Here is a 17,009-nt window from a genome sequence, read left to right as displayed (position 1 = left end):
TCTATTTATTGGTGTAAACATGACTCAGCAAAAAAGTGCTCTTTCTATTGCAATATCATTAGCTTTAACAAGCCTAACAGGAGTTGCCCATGCAGAAACTATCGCTATGGAGGAAATGGTGGTGTCAGCCTCAGGCTATGATCAGACAACAGTCGACGCCCCTGCCAGTATCACCGTAATTGATGCCCAACAAATCTCCCAAGGCGCTTATAAAGACGTTGTTGATGTTCTGGCCCATGTACCTGGTGTCTTCGCCACAGGAGGCGCATCAGGCAAAGACATCAGCATACGCGGTATGCCAAGTAAGTATACTTTGTTATTAGTCGATGGACGTCCCCAATCCTCACGAGAATCTCAGCCAAATGGCGGTGGCGGATTGGACCAAGAATGGCTTCCCCCTCTACAGTCCATTGAGCAAATCGAAGTGATTCGTGGGCCGATGTCAACCCTGTATGGATCAAATGCGATGGGTGGCGTGGTGAATATTATTACCAAAAAGGTCAACGACAACTGGCACGGCAGCCTACGTACTCAAGTGAGCATCCCTGAAGACAGTCAATATGGTAAGGCGCGACAAGGCGAGCTCTACCTTTCAGGTCCTGTTATTCAAGATAAGCTAAATTTAACTTTTGGAGCACGCTACCTCGAACAAGATGAGGACGACGTTGCTCGCGGCACACCAGAGAAAGCACTGCAAAATTACCATGCCAAGGTAAACTATTTGCTTAATAACGATCACGATTTTGAGTTAGCGATGATGCATAGTGAGCAAACTCGTACCACTCGTATTGGCCACTCTGCTGCTGGCAGTGCTCGAAGCGACAGTGAAACCGATAATGATAAAACGTCATTCTCAATCACTCACCATGGCCAATGGGAAGAAGTGGAAGACACGACCTACCTGCAGCACGAAACAACGCGAAATAATGGGCGCGATATCGAGATCACTAACACCGTTTTTGATAGCCGCTGGGTACTACCAAGTGATGAACACATTACCACATTAGGAGTAGGTGCAAGTCATGCATCACTGATAGATAATGATACGAATGACGCCTCAGACCTGAACTCTCTCAGCAATGATCAATACTCGGTGTATGCAGAGGATGAGTGGTTCCTTGCAGATAGCGTAACGCTTACAACGGGTGCGCGCTTGGATAAAAATGAGCATTATGATGCCCAAGTCAGCCCTCGTGTCTTTACTAACTGGTATCTCGATCCTCAATGGGTCATTAAAGCAGGCATTGCAACCGGTTACCGAGCGCCGGAGCTTCGTCAAATGACGTCTGAATGGGGACAAGAAAGTCGCGGTGGTGATATTTACGGCAATAGTGAATTACAGGCCGAGACTTCTTTAAGTAAAGAAATAGGTGTTACATACCAAGTCTCCGATTTCACAGCAACTGCGACACTCTTTGACAACCGCTTCGATGATAAAATCATCACCACGGACTGCCCAAGTAGCTTATGTTCAGATGAGGATGCTCGTTACTACACCAATGTTGATAAAGCCAAGACTCAGGGCTTCGAACTCAGCGCCAAAAATCGACTAACGAACACGTTAGAAGCGCGTTTAACATACACCTATACCAAATCTGAGCAGTTATCTGGGGATAATAAAGGGAAACCTTTGACACAAATGCCCCTTCACTTATTTGCCGCCTCCTTTGATTGGCAAGTAAATGATCAACTTAAAAGTTGGGTGACTTATGAATTTCGCGGGAAAGAATCTCAAGACACTGGCTTATCTTCCAACACGGAAACGCAAGCACCTTCCTATTCAATGATTGATCTTGGCTTACAATACCATCTATCTGAGCACTTTATCCTGCAAGCAGGTATAGATAACGCCACAGATGAAACGTTCAGCTTTGACGAATATGGCTTTGTTGATGCAAGCAGAACCTATTGGGGATCAGCAGAATACCACTTCTAGTCAAAAAAAAAGCCAGCCCGAGAGGGCTGGCTACTGACAAGTCTGGGGGTAGAAAAAGACTTGTTAAATCATGTTAGCAATCGTTAATACATAACCATCAAGCAAGCCTTCTGGATAGTCCACACTCATCACTCTTCCCATCACCAATAGGAACACCAATAAACCAAATGCAATAGCAGACGATTTCAATATGCCTCCCTTAGCAAAGAAGTATATGAACAGCAAAGTGAATAAGAATGTCGTTACGAGGAAGCCTACTTCAAAATACAAGAAAGACATGATGAAAAAGCCTAAAACATAGATGATGCCTTGGCGTATTTCAGACGTCTCAACTAAACCACGATTTTTGATATGCTGAGCAATCACCATGACAGAAGAGGCCCCAAGAATCGTAATTGCAATCAGTGGGAACGCTTTTGTCAGCAACTGCTCATCAAAAACCTTATAGCCAAATACGACAGCAACGACTAAGAAGAAACCTGCAATCCAAATGTCTGCAGAAAAATTAGTCGAAGGAGCTTCCTCTAAATTCTTATCTGACTGACGCTTCTTAGCAACCCACTTACGGAAAAGTGGCGGCAACAATAAACCACATGCAATTAAAGCAGCGATAATAAGTACACCTGGACGTGTAAACCAGCTATCACCGTAAAACTGAATGCTTTGGAAGAAATAGTTCTCCGCACCAGCAGACAATACGAAACCAATCAAGAAAGCAGGTCGCGGCCAGTTCGCACTTTTCATCATCACACCAATCAGTGCAATACCACCAAGTGCAACAAAGTCCCCCAAACTTCTCGTCGCTTGATACGCAGCAAACAGAATCAGCGTAAGGATAACCGGCGCTAAAACCGAAAACTTAATGTACGTTAGCAAAGATATAGGACGAGTTAAGAAAATACATAACGCTGCGCCTAGAATATTTGCTAGCGCAAGAGACCAAATAATGGTGTAAGTCAGATCAAGGTGTGTCGTCACCATGGTAACGCCAGGCTGGATCCCAAGTAACAGCATGCCACCTAAAAAGACCGCTGCTGCGCCAGACCCAGGAACACCGAACAAAATAGTTGGCACCATACTGCCGCACGAACACGCATTATTTGCGGACTCTGGAGCAATGACGCCTTTGATTTCACCTTTACCAAACTGACTTTTATCTTTACTCGCACCCATGGCAAAACTGTAAGTCATCCAATCGACCACAGAACCACCTAAACCAGGAATTGCGCCGACAAGACTACCAAAAACAGAAGAACGCCCAACTAATGGCAGGTTCTTAAGCACATCTTTTAACCCTTGACCTAAACCATGCCCTAGCTGGTTACCTTCCGAGGCAATGGCTTTATTTCTGATCAATAAGGAAATAATTTCAGGTAAAGCAAAAATCCCCAAGCCCACAATAATCAGCGGAATACCATCGTAAAGGTAATCTACATCAAATGTGAAACGAAAATCTCCTGTTGCAGGTGCACCACCGATGGTACCGACTAAAAGCCCCATACCACATGCTGCTAAACCTTTAAATACACTCCCTCCAGAAAGCGAAGCCACTACACTTAAGCCCAACAAGGTAAGCATAAAAAGCTCAGCAGAAGAGAACGCCAACACGACTGGTCGTGCCACTAAAATAAACAGACTTAAGATGATGGCTCCAACGACACCACCGATCATAGAAGACAAAAAAGCGGCAGACAGCGCGCGCGCTGCCTGTCCTTTTTTTGCTAATGGAAAACCATCCATTACCGTCGCCTGAGAAGAACTCGATCCCGGAATACCCATTAATACAGACGTAAATGTGTCGCCGGTCGGCACAACAGCCACGAGTCCCATCAGCATCCCTAAACCAACAGATGGGTCCATACCGTAGATGAACGGCAGCAGTAAAGACATCCCTGCAATACCGCCTAGTCCTGGAATAATTCCCACCACAAGGCCAATGACTACACCAAGCATCAGGTAAGAAAGATGCATGACTGACATCACCTGATCTAGAGCACTGAGTAATACAGACATAATAACTCCAACAAATACTAACGACTGACCAAATTACAGCTTATAGTTGAATTCTGATTTCAACCAATCTTTGATCCAAGTGTACATTTCTGGAGAAATATTCACGGCCTCACTTAGGTATTGAGCGATATCTAAACCAACAGCGTTTTGGTATGGCCCAATCTGAACTGCCGCTTCTTTTTGGAAGTTTTCATCAGCAATCATTTTTCGAACAGCATCGTTGTATGAAGCAATTACATCACTTGGCGCATCAGAAGGTACAAAAATCACCTTTTGGAAAGCAAAGCCTGCTGCTAAGAATTTACGATACACATCGTACTGCATACCACTTGGCTTTTTACCATGAACCGTTTCATACGCTTCTTCGAAAGTTGGGATATCTGGAAATGCAGGGTCACGCACAATATTGCCTTCAGCGTTCATCACACCCACTGAAAACATAGGTACAGCCTTGTCTGCATCCACTAGGCTCTGAACTGAGCGCATATAAGCAGAAGAGGTTTGAAAATCAATGGTTGCTTCACCGCGTTCAAACGCTAGGCGTCCAGCGCCACGGCTTTTCATACCAAAAACAGGCTTAACATCTGCACCAAGAAGATCCAGAGCAATGAGAATTGGCAACTCAAGTTGAGTAGGTCCCTGTGAAGCAAATTTTAGCTCTTGATCCAATAATTCTGAAACTTCTGCACTACTCTCAATGCCTAGATCTGGCTGAACATAGACCACACCGCCAGTTGGGCTCGCTAGAATAGGCGTCCACTCATCTAATTTAAAGCGAACACGCTTGTCCCCTAACATGTAAGGGAACAATGTGGACGCTGACGTTCCGATAATATTAGAGCCGTCATCTTTGGCACGCTTGTAAAACAAGTTTGTACCTGTGATTGAGCCACCACCAGGTTGGTTTTTGATGACGATCGTTGGATTACCATCAATATGAGCAGTCAAGTTCGGCGCCATAAAACGGGCCCAAACGTCGGTACCGCCACCAACTCCAAATGGGATAGTAAAATCAACAGTGTCCGGTACAGCATTATCCGCAACCGCTGTTGTAACAGTAAGCGCAGCAATAGCACTCAGTGCAAAGTGTTTTAGCTTTTTCATAATTGAATACCTTTTATTTTTATATTGAATTAGCCTAATTGATATAGACTAGACCGGAAAATATTGGCTTCGCTGTGCGAACCAATGAAACAGATTGAACTTGCCCATCCAGCCAGTTCGCTGTTAAATCTATGTACCCTGTAGGATGCTCTAATTTAAATTCGCTAGTTCCTAATGCACAATTGACCACTTCTTGAGCTACAGTTCCCTGAATACACAAAGCGTTAACAATTGCGATACTGCCCGTCACGGCTAAGGCTTTATGGCAGCGATCAGGAACAAAGTAGCGGGCACAAATAATGCCTTCTTCTTTAGGTACGGATACTAAAATGGGTTTTGGGATGACCATATTGGATACATCTCCCATTCCCATTAACAAACCTGCCTTGCGACGTAGTTCCTCTAGACGCTGCATAAAAATTTCATCAGCGTCTAGTTCACTTGGGGTTTCATGGCCTGTTTTACCAAGACTATCCGCATGAATAATCATTACAGGGGTTGCCGCATCAATACACGTTACGGAGACGCCATCGATCACATCTTTTACATTACCCGTAGGAAAGAGTTTACCAGTCTTTGCGCCAGCCACATCTAGGAAGGTTAGTTCAATTGGAGAACCCGCTGAGTTTGTGCCGCTGATGGTGACATCGCCTTGGTACTGAACTCGCTTACCCGGCGTATGTACTGTTGAGTGAATAACTTTATTTGTATTTAGGTTTTTAATTCTGACTGTTGTTTTACCATCTTGGGCATAGACAAGCCCCGACTCAATGGCAAAAGGAGCCACACCTGCCAGCATGTTGCCGCAATTAGGCGAGAAATCGACGCTCTTTTTAGTGGTACCAACCTGGGCAAACAGGTATTCAACATCTGCGTCTTGGCTTCGGGAAGGGCCAACCAATGCAACTTTACTTGTTAAACTGTTACCACCACCTAAACCATCAATTTGAAGCTCATGGCCAGCGCCCATAATTTTCATCAACAATTCAGCCAATTGATCACGGTCATCAGGCATATCTGTCAAACGAAGATATGGACCTTTTGAGGTGCCGCCTCGCATCAACATACAAGGGATTGTTTGTTCAGCCATCACAGAAATTCCAGCAATTATTCTTGTGACGCTAAGAATTACACGTCGCATAAGATGCATCAAATGCAAATATAGAGCATAATCAATGCAAGAAACGCATTAATAAGAGTCTACCTTCTCATGCATCAAATTGAATTTAAAGACTTGGTTATCTTCATCAAAATCGCCGAAACAGGGAACTTTCATGAAGCCGCCGAAGCAACATTTTTATCCCAGCCAGCACTTAGCCGACGTATGCAAAAACTAGAGCTCGCCTTAGGTGCAAACCTTTTTGAGAGAACTACAAGAAAGACAAAATTGACCAGTGTCGGTCGAGAATTCCTGCCTAAAGCTCGACGTATGTTAGAAGAGTTTGAATTGTCCGTTTTGGGCATCAAAGATATGGCTAGCCAACAGAAAGGCTCCATTACGATTGCCTGCATACCTACTGCCGCCTTTTACTTTTTGCCCTCGGTCATAAAGGCCTTCAACGATAAGTACCCAGGTATTCGGATTAGGATTCTAGATGAAAGCGCAAATCAGGGACTGGAATCAGTCATTCAGGGAGACGCTGATTTTGGCATAAATATGGCAATCGCACAGCATTCAGAAGTAAGCTTTACTCCCCTAATCGACGATCCTTTTGTCGTATGTATGCGTCAAGATCACCCTTTAGCTGCATTAGCAGAAATCACTTGGAAAGACTTAGAAAAGTATAAATTAATCAGCGTAAGTCGAACCAGTGGTAACCGTTTGTTACTGGATAAATCTATCGCTAGAGATCAAGTAAATCTCAATAGCTTTTACGAAGTTCAGCACTTATCGACTTCATTAGGGCTGGTTGAGACAGGACTTGGACTATCAATCGTCCCACGCCTATCCATGCCTCTGGGCACCAACAGTGCGTTAACATATCGACCTCTGGCTGGCGAGCAAATAGATCGTTCCATTGGCTTAATCCGCCGTACCTCTACTCCAGTTTCGCCTTCAGCAGACTTATTTATCCAAATTTTATTGGATCAATGGTCTACCAAGACTGAAAAGCTTGAATAATCAAACGTACAGCTAAAATCGTCAAAATAACATTAAAAATACGACTAAAGTGCTTATCCGACACCCGTTTGAGTACTTTTAAGCCAAACCATGTACCAATCGCCCCACTGACCACCATGCACAGTAGCAATGGCATCCATGAGCCAATAGGAAAGCCCGCTTGTTCAAATACAGCGATTTTTAATACATGCTGAAGCGACATGGCCGTCGCAAAGGTAGCAACGGTGCGGAAGCGGTCGACGAACACTTGTTTGATAAACGCGGCCACCAAGGGGCCTGTAGCGCCAACAAACAGCGTCAGAAAGGTAGTCATCGCACCCGCCATTAGCGTTCCGAACTTACCTAAGACCAGCCTGGGGAGCTTAGGCCCCCAGCATAAGAACAGGATAAACAACGCAATGGATAAGTACATGACAGAGGGATCTAATGCTTCTAGTACTAACTGCCCAAGCAAAGCGCCCACTATGGCACCGGGTAAAAATAAACCGATCAAGCGCCAATCAATGTGTCGCCAACTCATTGCGGCACGACCCGCATTAGAACCGAGTTGTGCCACCCCATGAAGCGGGATAATCAGTTGAGGCGGGAGCACTTGCGCCATCACTCCCAGCAGCATCACGCCACCACCCGCACCAAAACTTGCGGTAAACAATGATGTAAAACCAGCCGTCAGTATCAACAACCAAAAGACAAAAGGCGATAGCCCATTTAGAAATAACTCGGTCACTCAAACATCTCCCATCACGAAGCGTGAGATGCTATCACGTCCACAGAATAACAGAGCGCTAAGAAAGCGATTTGAATGGTATTACGCAAAAAATCAATTACGACTTATAAAGGTCCTTATCCAAATCGTACTTGCGCATTTTGTCGTACAGGGTTTTACGCGGCAGCCCAAGAGCGTCCATGGTGTTCTTGATCGAGCCCTTTTGACGCTTTAACTCTTGCTCTAATAAGGTCTTCTCAAAGCGCTCCATCTGTTCTGGCAAGGTCATAAAACCAGGGTTGGTTTCATTAGTAATGATCTGATCGAATTCAAAGGAACCCGCTTCACCCATTAGAACATAGCGCTCTGCAAGGTTGCGTAGCTCTCGTACATTACCCGGCCAATCATAGCTCATTAAGCTATGCATACGCTCCGCCGAAAGCTCCTCAGACTCACGCTTGTACTGGGCAGTCGCCACCAGACAAAAGTGCTGCCATAACAGAGGAATATCGTCTTTCCGATCTCGTAAAGGCGGGATATCGACACGCACAACATTAAGGCGGTAATACAAATCTTCTCGAAATGTACCCGTTTCGCTGAGATCTTTTAAGTCAACTTTAGTCGCCGCTAAAATACGCAAATCAAGATCAACGCCTTTGTTAGAACCTAAGCGCTCAACCTTACGTTCCTCCAGCACCCGCAAGAGTCGAATCTGCATCGACATGGGCATACTTTCTATTTCATCCAGAAACAATGTGCCCCCATTCGAGTGCTCGATCTTACCGATACGTTGGGTTTTCGCATCGGTAAACGCGCCCTTTTCATGGCCAAATAGCTCAGACTCCATAATAGAATCAGGCACCGCACCACAGTTGATGGCCACAAAAGGCTTACCACGTCGCGAGCTGTGTTCATGAATAAAACGCGCCACCATTTCTTTACCAGTACCGGTTTCCCCTTGAACTAGGATATCCGCCCCCGTATCCGCTACATGCAGAAGCGCTTGACGTAATCGATGGATTCCTGGCGTGTTACCAATAATTCGCGGTCCTGGTGCATTTTGCGCAGCAAGTTCTAAACGCAGATTACGGTTTTCTAGAGTCAAACGACGTTTCTCACTGGCACGTCGCACCACTTCAATGAAGTCATCGTTTGAGAAGGGCTTCTCAATAAAGTCATAAGCACCATCGCGAATGGCGGTCACTGCCATACTGATGTCCCCATGGCCTGTTATAAGAATAAAGGGGATTTCAGGGTCGATTTTCTTGACCTGTTCGAATAGCTCCAAGCCACTCATGCCGGGCAAATTGATATCACTCACAATCACACCGGGCCAGTCGATCGCTATTTCATCCGCAACACCTTGCGCACTCGCAAATGCCATCACATCGAAATCTTCTAGCTCAAGCGTTTGAGAAATCGCCATACGAACCGATTGCTCATCATCGATGACAATCACGCGATCTAACTCTGACATTGCGGTTATTCCTTAGCACTAATCGGGTTGGAAGGTGTTAAGGGTAACACAAAACTCAGCCCCTCCTTCAGGGTGATTTCGCGCTGATAAACTACCATTCATAGAGTCCATGATACGCTGGGAAATGGACAACCCTAACCCTAGCCCTAAACCACTCTCTTTCGACGTATAGAATGGTTCGAATAAACGATCTAAAGACTCTTCGGATAACCCTGTACCAGAATCCCTAACATAAATGCGCACCACATCCTGCTCACAATTCACTTCAATGGACACCCGTTTCTCTCGCCCAGAAGCTTCTAAAATGGCATCCACCGCATTAGCCAATAAATTCACCAAGACCTGCTCTAAAAAGACCATATCCGCCAACACAGCCACTTGAACATTGCTCGGCACATGGCTTTCAATACCGACTTCTTTTAAGCGAGGCTGCATAATCTTTAAGGCTCCATTGATGGCGGTCTGAACATCAATTGGCGTATGCATCACATTACCTTTGCGCGCAAACACTTTAAAACGAGCAATGATATCGCCCATGTGGTGTCCCAATTGACTGATCTGTTGCAGATTGCCTTTTGCCTGTTCGTAGCGCTCCCGTTCAAGAAACTTCAAGCCATTATCAGCGAACGAGCGAATCGCGGTTAGAGGCTGATTAAGTTCGTGATTCAGTCCAGCACTCATCTGTCCAAGTACCGCCAGCTTAGCGGTTTGGATCAGCTCTTGTTGAGTGGCTTTGTGCTCGCCGATTTCATGTCGCAACAATTGGTTAGCTTGCTCTAACTCGGATGTCCGTTCTTTGACTCGTAACTCCAAAGCATGTCGAGCTCTGGTAATTTCTTGCTCATAACGTTTACGTTCTGTCATATCGTGGAACGTCACAAGGTGACTGCGTCGCTGGGGGAGTTGTAACTCACAGATCGTCGCCTCTACCGCAATACCTGGGGACTCGCCTTTTACTGAGAGCGTACCTTGTACAGTGGTTAAACTGTCTTTGGCATTCTCAAAATCCGATTGCAAGGCGTTGGTCCAGCGCAACAGATCGTTCTCGGCCACTTGAAATAACGCAGATAGGGGTTGGCCAATCAAGTCCGACAAAGGCGTCGCTACAAGCTTTTCTACCGCGGGGTTTAACGCTTCGATTCGAAACGCGCCATCCAATGTCACCAGACCCGCTTGGGTATGCTGAATGACTTCTCGAATATAGGCTTGATTGTGGCGCGCCATTTCGATGGCATCGGATCGCTCTTGCAACATGCGTGACCGTAAATGGGCTAAACCAAACACCAGCATGGTGATGGTAATGCCACCAGCAAATATAGCGCGCCATAGAGCAATTTGTTCTTCAATCGCCTTTAATGGTACAAATACCGCGACTTGAAAATTGAGCAGCTTGATCGGACGATTCATGACTAAATAGCGATGCCGCTCAACGAGCTCATTGCCTAAGTTGTCTTGGACTTCATCCAGCATTTCGATGACCTCACCACCGCCCTCAAACGCCTTTTTGCTAACAATCGGCAGGGTTTCGATGGCTTGATCAAAGTACCGCTGTGACTCGGCAATACGAGTCAACTCCTCATAAGATAACTGCCCCATGACTTTGTATAGCCATTCAGATCGTGAAGAGCTGAACACAACACCGTCAGGATCTAACATCAAAAAGTCATAGGCCTGATTGCTAAAGCGCTTTTCAAATTGGGTTAAATCAACTTTAACAACAGCCACACCAATAACGCTGTCACCTTCAAAGACAGGGTAAGAAAAATAATAACCGCGACGATTGGACGTCGTACCTAAAGCGTAATAACGTCCCGGTTTGCCTTTGATGGCGTCTTTAAAATAAGGCCGAAACGAGAAGTTGCCCCCGACAAACGAAGTACTTAAACGATAGTTGGACGCTGCGATGGTATTGCCAGTTACATCAATAATATAACTGTCAGACGCTTCGGTAATACGGTTGATTTGTTCCAGCTCGCGGTTTAGCTGATTGATATCGGATGGCAGACCATCACGCAATGCCTTACGCACTCGGTCATTAGACGCCAACAAGGTTGGCATATGTTGATACTTGGCAATGGCACTTTCTATGACACTTGTGAGCTGAACCAGTTGTTCCGTTGTGTCTATCGAAAGATCTTGGATCTGTTGCTGCTTTAAGGCATCACCACCGCGCCACAGTGTCAGCAGACAAATGATAAAGACCGCCGCATATAACCAGGCAAAGCGTTTTGGGTTCTCCAAATATTGCTTTGGCCAACTCATATTACGAAATTTTGCAGACAAACTTACCATAGCCATCTCTTAAAGATAGGGGATGAGTCCCGTTACGCGTGCGCCCCAGCAAACGGCATCACTGCATTAATATGCGCTTTTTTTTGTAATAACATTAGCAGACGATCGACACCCAGCGCCACGCCTGCACACTCTGGCAAGCCTTGCTCTAACGCACTGATCAAACGCTCATCCGCTTGTCGCCATACTTGGCCATGCTCAGCACGCTCTGCCATTTCAGAGCGCATTCGCTGCCGCTGCTCAACCGCATCCGTGAGTTCAAAGTAACCGTTTGCCAATTCCATACCGCGCCAATACCACTCGAAACGCGCCGCCGTAGCATTGCCCTCTTCATCTGGCTGTTGCTTAGCCAACGCCGCTTGAGACGCAGGATAGGCATATATAAAACACGGAACTTCTTGGCCAATGTTGGGTTCAACTAAAGTAGCAAAGAGGAGTTCTAAAAGCGTGTCTCGATCCGTTTCATCCAAACCGTATTCCGTATGCCGATTACAGGCTTGTTGTAGCACTTCAAGGCTTGTCGTAAAAGGGTTCAAGCCGACGTGACGCTCAAAGGCTTCTGCGTAGCTTAAACGTTCAGATTCAATGGTTTGTCCCATTAGAGTCGATAACAAATCATCCATCTCCGCCATCAATTGCCAATGATCAAAGCCTAATCGATACCATTCCAGCATGGTGAACTCGATGCCATGACGACGGCCAATTTCTTCCGCACGAAACACTTTCCCCAATTGGTAAATACTCGGTGCACCCGCCGCTAGCAGGCGCTTCATGGCGTATTCAGGAGACGTTTGTAGGTAATAAGTCACATCTTTACCCAACGTTCGAGTTTGACTGGTCAGCACTTCAATATGCGGATCACTGATGCTGCCAAGCGATAAACACGGAGTATCCACTTCCAACACATCACGCTCGTAAAAGAACGCACGGATTTTATGAAACATTTCAGCGCGAAATTTCAACGCGCTTATCTCTGCAGTTGGCTGCCAAACGTCTTTTGAATACATAATGATCTTCTTTAACTTTCAAAAACAACTTTTTAAGCGCAAGTTTCCTACAAAAAAAAGCCCCCACACCTTGCGGCTGGGGGCTTTTTTAAAAAGGTAATTATTTACCTGTTGCGCGTGATACGTACTCACCAGTACGGGTATCAACACGTAGCACTTCACCGATGTTGATGAACAGTGGTACGCGTACTATAGCGCCAGTAGAAAGTGTTGCAGGCTTAGAACCGCCGTTTGCCGTATCGCCTTTCACACCAGGATCTGTTTCAGTGACTTCAAGTTCAATGAAGTTTGGTGGTGTAACCGCAAGTGGTGCGCCGTTGTACAGCGTGATCACGTAAGTTTCTTGCTCTTTCAACCATTTAACCGCGTCGCCTACAGCGTTTGCATCAGCACCGTGCTGTTCGAAAGAACCGTCAGTGGCCATGAAATGGTAGAATTCGCCATCAGTGTATAGATACTCCATATCCGTATCCATTACATCTGCTGCTTCTAGAGATTCACCAGATTTGAAGGTACGCTCCCAAACACGACCTGACTTTAAGTTACGCAGTTTGATACGGTTGAACGCTTGACCTTTACCTGGTTTCACGTGCTCGTTGTCTAGAACGGCACAAGGATCACCATCAACCATTACTTTGTTACCGCTGCGCAAATCGCTGGTAGAATAACTCGCCATAAATCCTCACAATATCATGATGTAGATAAAAAGCTCTGAACGAACGGGATGTTCATTGGAGTCCATCGCGGAATAATTAAGCGAGACTCACAAGAGCGAAGGCCAATCGGCCAAAGATTGGCCGCCATAATAACCCAATTTAACTTAATTTTGCAGATATTTGACGTGATCCCAATTCAAAATGCCACAGAGACCCATTGGTCCACCGAGCTAGCACAAGCAATAAAATCTCCCGCAGAGCTAATGCCATTGTTGGGGCTATCCAGCACAAGCCTTCCACAAGCAGAGCAAGCGATGGCCTCTTTTCGGATGTTGGTACCACGACCATTTGTGGCGCGCATGGAATACGGCAACCCAGATGACCCACTGTTAAAGCAAGTGTTAGCCGATGACATTGAAATGCTCCCAGTCTCTGGGTACAACAAAGACCCCCTTGCCGAAGGCGAGCATAACCCCCAAAAAGCCATCGTTCATAAATATGAGCGCCGAGTGCTGGTCATTACCACAGGCTCTTGCGCAGTGAATTGCCGTTACTGTTTCCGCCGACACTTTCCTTACGGGGACAACCAACTCGCGCAGAAGGAATGGGACTCGATCATTGAATACATTCAACAACATCCTCAAGTGAACGAAGTGATCTTAAGCGGTGGCGATCCCTTAATGCTCAAAGACAGCCAACTGAGCAAACATATTTTGCGCCTAAATGCGCTGCCACAACTAAAGCGACTGCGTATTCACTCTCGCCTGCCGATCGTGATTCCAAGCCGCATTAACGAAGAACTATTAAGCTGGGTGAAAGCCAGTCGCTTAGACATTGTATTAGTGCTGCACAGCAATCATGCGAATGAAATCGATGCCACCATTGCTGAAAAAGTCGCCAAACTAAAAGCTCACGGCGTAACCGTTCTAAATCAAGGTGTATTGTTACGAAGTGTAAATGACAGCGTCGTAGCTCAAGTGGAGCTCAGCGAAAAACTGTTTGATGCAGGGATTTTACCCTATTACATGTTCACCTTTGACCCCATCGAAGGCGGTGCTCATTTCGATATTTCCATTGCCGAAGCACAAAGCTTAATGGGCCAAGTAGCCAAGTACTTACCTGGTTACCTAATGCCTCGTTTAGCAAAAGAAATCCCAGGGGAACCTGCCAAAACCGTATTAGCACCCAGATTTGCACCAGACGCGTAAACGCAAAAAGCCGCTGGCACGAATGTACTAGCGGCTTTGTCACATCTATATACCGTTATACTTTGATATTGATGTTTTGACCAAGGTTTCCTGAAGCAGGTGCGCTCGACTGGATCTGTTGAGTAGACGATGCCGCACTCTCAAGCAGTTGCAACGACTGACGTCCTTGCTCTTCCTGCTGAGTCTTTGCCATCGCAACACCCATCATTTCCATTGCATACGCCGTACTGACATTTGTGACACTGTTCATAGTCAGACCTCTTAGTTAAGTATCCCTACTTTAGTACAGTCATTCAGAAAGCGGCAACACCGCTTTACAATCCATTACAAACCTTATCGACCCTATCCTCAAATACTTGAGTAAAAGTTTCAAAATTCCCAGTAAGTTCGTTGCATTTTATGCAACACCCTATCACATAAAATACTGAGTAAATTCTGAAAATTGGCATATGAAAGAAAAATAAGAAACATTATCATTAGTGACACAGATATAGGTTAGCTTAAGGAGATCTCATGTCACTTACTCGCAACATTTTGCTAAGCACCACTTCTGCAATGTTTGTTATGTCAAATGTCGCGCTGGCTGACGTTACTTTAGATACCAAGTACGGCAAAGTAACTGTAAAAGACGATGTGCAAAATGTGGTCACACTGCACGAAGGTGCTTTGGATGTCATGTCTGCCATCAACTTCAAAGTGGTAGGTTCGGTCGCGACCCGTGGCAGTGATACGGTATCGCGTTACCTTGCTGAACGTCAGCCTGATATCGACATTGTTGGAACCGCGCGTGAGACTAACCTTGAGGCGGTGATCAGCGAACGCCCCGATGTGATTCTAGCTTCACCATCTTTGTCTCAAGAACAATACAATATGCTTTCCAAAATCGCGCCAACCATTGTGCCAATTGGCAGCGATTACTCAACGCCATTCAATTGGAAAGCTGAGGCTCGCCTATTCGGTAAAGCGGTGAGCCGTGAAGCCGATGTAAACAAAGCCATTACCGCCGTTGAAGAACGTGCCGCTTCGATCAAACAGAAAGTAGAGCAAACGATCCCAGCTGATCAGCGTACGGCATACGTGGCTCGCTGGATGCCACAAGGCCCAATGGCCATGTCAAAAAACTTATTTGCAGGTACGTTATTAGCCGAAACAGGGTTTACAGCTGAGGATGGTGGTTTGATCAAAGCAGGTCGCCCACATTCAAGCATTCTAAGTTTGGAAAACATCAGTGCCATTGACCACGACTGGTTGTTCCTTGCGACATTGAATAAAGACGGTAAAGCCGCTCTGGATGCTGCCAAAGATTCACCTGCTTTCTCACGACTTAATGTGGTTCAAAAAGATCACGTTGCAACGGTAGACGGTCAAGTGTGGAGCAGTACTTCAGGCCCATTGGCGGCACATGTTGTGTTGGATGACATCGAACGTCTGGTGGACAATCAGTAGTCATGCACTTCGCAACATCGTTTTGGCAAAGGGCGCCCTCGCAGCGCCCTTTAGTCGTTTATTTTTGTCTCGTTAGCGTCCTCACCATCGGCTGTGCCCTGTTATCCTTACTGATCGGAGCCGGAACTGTTGATATAGCGGAATCGTGGTCCACCCTTTGGGGACAAGGTAATGAGGAAGCGCACTTTGTCATCATGGAGCTGCGCCTACCCAGAACCTTAGTTGGTTTGGTGGTTGGCATTGCCTTAGGCATTTCTGGTGCTCTGATGCAGGCGGTAGCTCGTAACCCTTTGGCAGAGCCAGGCTTGCTAGGAGTCAGTGCTGGGGCATCGTTTGCCGTGGCCGCAGCATTGATTCTCGGCGCTAGCGCAGCGACACTAGCCATGGGCGTTGCGCAATTGGGCGCTCTCGCTGGGTGCTTCTTCGTGATGATGGCTGCACGTCTTCAGGGACAATTTAAAGACCCTGTACGACTCGTCTTAGCGGGTGCCGCGCTCACCTCTTTGTTGACCGCACTGACTTCCATTTTGTTAATGTACGACCAACGAGCAGCTGATGAGATACGTTTTTGGGTCACAGGTAGCGTGGCAGGACGCCATTTAAGCAACCTAGTCACTGTATTACCTTACTTTGCCATCGCAGCCGCTATTACTCTGTATGTATCAAAGCCCCTGGCCTCCATGGCGTTAGGCGAAAAAGTAGCCTTAGGTCTTGGTCATAACCCGCGCACCATTCGTTATTTAGTGATGCTAGCGGTGGCTCTGTTTGCGGGTTCAGCAACGGCTATTGCGGGTCCAATTATGTTTGTTGGCCTCGTGGTGCCCTTCGCAGCCCGAGCGTTGGTTGGTCCAGACATTCGCCGTACTATGATTATGTGCTTACCCATTGGACCACTGATGATTATCGGCGCGGATATTCTTACACGTATGATTGCTCAACCTGCGGAAATGCCTTTGGGCGTATTAACCGCCATGGTAGGCGCACCAGTGTTAATGTTGATCGTTCGAGCTAAACGTTTGCCGACGTTGGCTTAGGAGTTGTA

Annotated in this window: 14 protein-coding genes; 5 read left to right on the top strand and 9 right to left on the bottom strand. The window is 46.3% G+C overall.

Annotation, left to right across the window (positions count from 1 at the left end; genetic code table 11):
- Positions 1 to 19 precede the first annotated feature (19 nt).
- Positions 20 to 1,936, top strand: a complete 1,917-nt coding sequence (locus ACXAC1_RS11325; RefSeq protein ID WP_475061560.1) for a TonB-dependent receptor domain-containing protein — start codon at positions 20 to 22, stop codon at positions 1,934 to 1,936.
- Positions 1,937 to 1,999: 63 nt separating this feature from the next.
- On the opposite strand, the gene ACXAC1_RS11320 is transcribed toward ACXAC1_RS11325, so the two are convergent.
- From ACXAC1_RS11320 to ACXAC1_RS11310, 3 genes are read right to left on the bottom strand one after another with little or no spacing between them, the layout of a single operon-like run.
- Positions 2,000 to 3,949, bottom strand: coding sequence for a tripartite tricarboxylate transporter permease (locus tag ACXAC1_RS11320; protein ID WP_475061559.1), 1,950 nt, complete (start codon positions 3,947 to 3,949; stop codon positions 2,000 to 2,002).
- A gap of 33 nt (positions 3,950 to 3,982) precedes the next feature.
- Complete coding sequence (locus tag ACXAC1_RS11315; RefSeq protein ID WP_475061558.1) at positions 3,983 to 5,053, bottom strand: Bug family tripartite tricarboxylate transporter substrate binding protein; 1,071 nt, start codon at positions 5,051 to 5,053, stop codon at positions 3,983 to 3,985.
- Between the two features lie 34 nt (positions 5,054 to 5,087).
- Positions 5,088 to 6,143 carry a 4-oxalomesaconate tautomerase gene (locus ACXAC1_RS11310; protein WP_475061557.1) on the bottom strand — a complete coding sequence of 352 codons (1,056 nt, stop codon included), beginning with the start codon at positions 6,141 to 6,143 and terminating at the stop codon, positions 5,088 to 5,090.
- A gap of 120 nt (positions 6,144 to 6,263) precedes the next feature.
- On the opposite strand from ACXAC1_RS11310, the gene ACXAC1_RS11305 reads away from it, so the two are divergent.
- Positions 6,264 to 7,175, top strand: a complete 912-nt coding sequence (locus ACXAC1_RS11305) for a LysR substrate-binding domain-containing protein (RefSeq protein ID WP_475061556.1) — start codon at positions 6,264 to 6,266, stop codon at positions 7,173 to 7,175.
- Here ACXAC1_RS11305 and ACXAC1_RS11300 read toward each other — a convergent pair.
- The 5 genes from ACXAC1_RS11300 to efp all read right to left on the bottom strand — a co-directional run bounded on the left by ACXAC1_RS11300 (position 7,150) and on the right by efp (position 13,333).
- The gene (locus ACXAC1_RS11300; protein ID WP_475061555.1) at positions 7,150 to 7,902 is read right to left on the bottom strand and encodes a sulfite exporter TauE/SafE family protein; all 753 of its coding nucleotides are present in this window, start codon (positions 7,900 to 7,902) and stop codon (positions 7,150 to 7,152) included. The two genes, ACXAC1_RS11305 and ACXAC1_RS11300, sit on opposite strands and share 26 nt — an antisense overlap.
- Positions 7,903 to 7,999: 97 nt before the next feature.
- Positions 8,000 to 9,358: a sigma-54-dependent transcriptional regulator gene (locus tag ACXAC1_RS11295; RefSeq protein ID WP_475061554.1), complete on the bottom strand. Its 1,359-nt coding sequence runs from the start codon at positions 9,356 to 9,358 to the stop codon at positions 8,000 to 8,002.
- An 18-nt stretch (positions 9,359 to 9,376) separates the two neighbouring features.
- Positions 9,377 to 11,650 (bottom strand): ATP-binding protein, encoded by a 2,274-nt coding sequence (locus tag ACXAC1_RS11290; RefSeq protein WP_475061553.1) that lies wholly within the window; start codon positions 11,648 to 11,650, stop codon positions 9,377 to 9,379.
- A gap of 32 nt (positions 11,651 to 11,682) precedes the next feature.
- Complete coding sequence (gene epmA, locus ACXAC1_RS11285) at positions 11,683 to 12,657, bottom strand: EF-P lysine aminoacylase EpmA (protein WP_475061552.1); 975 nt, start codon at positions 12,655 to 12,657, stop codon at positions 11,683 to 11,685.
- A gap of 100 nt (positions 12,658 to 12,757) precedes the next feature.
- Positions 12,758 to 13,333, bottom strand: a complete 576-nt coding sequence (efp, locus tag ACXAC1_RS11280) for an elongation factor P (protein ID WP_475061551.1) — start codon at positions 13,331 to 13,333, stop codon at positions 12,758 to 12,760.
- A gap of 165 nt (positions 13,334 to 13,498) precedes the next feature.
- Here efp and epmB point away from each other — a divergent pair, with 165 nt between their 5' ends.
- Positions 13,499 to 14,521 (top strand): EF-P beta-lysylation protein EpmB, encoded by a 1,023-nt coding sequence (gene epmB, locus ACXAC1_RS11275; RefSeq protein ID WP_475061550.1) that lies wholly within the window; start codon positions 13,499 to 13,501, stop codon positions 14,519 to 14,521.
- Positions 14,522 to 14,576: 55 nt separating this feature from the next.
- On the opposite strand, the gene ACXAC1_RS11270 is transcribed toward epmB, so the two are convergent.
- Positions 14,577 to 14,771: a hypothetical protein gene (locus ACXAC1_RS11270; protein ID WP_133563575.1), complete on the bottom strand. Its 195-nt coding sequence runs from the start codon at positions 14,769 to 14,771 to the stop codon at positions 14,577 to 14,579.
- A gap of 263 nt (positions 14,772 to 15,034) precedes the next feature.
- Here ACXAC1_RS11270 and ACXAC1_RS11265 point away from each other — a divergent pair, with 263 nt between their 5' ends.
- Both ACXAC1_RS11265 and ACXAC1_RS11260 read left to right on the top strand, forming a co-directional pair.
- Entirely contained in the window at positions 15,035 to 15,967 is a 933-nt protein-coding gene (locus tag ACXAC1_RS11265; RefSeq protein ID WP_475061549.1) for an ABC transporter substrate-binding protein, read from the top strand.
- Positions 15,968 to 15,969: 2 nt separating this feature from the next.
- Positions 15,970 to 17,001, top strand: coding sequence for a FecCD family ABC transporter permease (locus ACXAC1_RS11260; protein WP_475061548.1), 1,032 nt, complete (start codon positions 15,970 to 15,972; stop codon positions 16,999 to 17,001).
- The last annotated feature ends 8 nt before the right edge of the window (positions 17,002 to 17,009 follow it).

It is taken from the genome of Marinomonas sp. AWM4_232, from assembly GCF_056158325.1.
The sequence above is the reverse complement of the archived record's forward strand: the minus strand, read 5'-3'. Positions and strand labels throughout refer to the sequence as shown.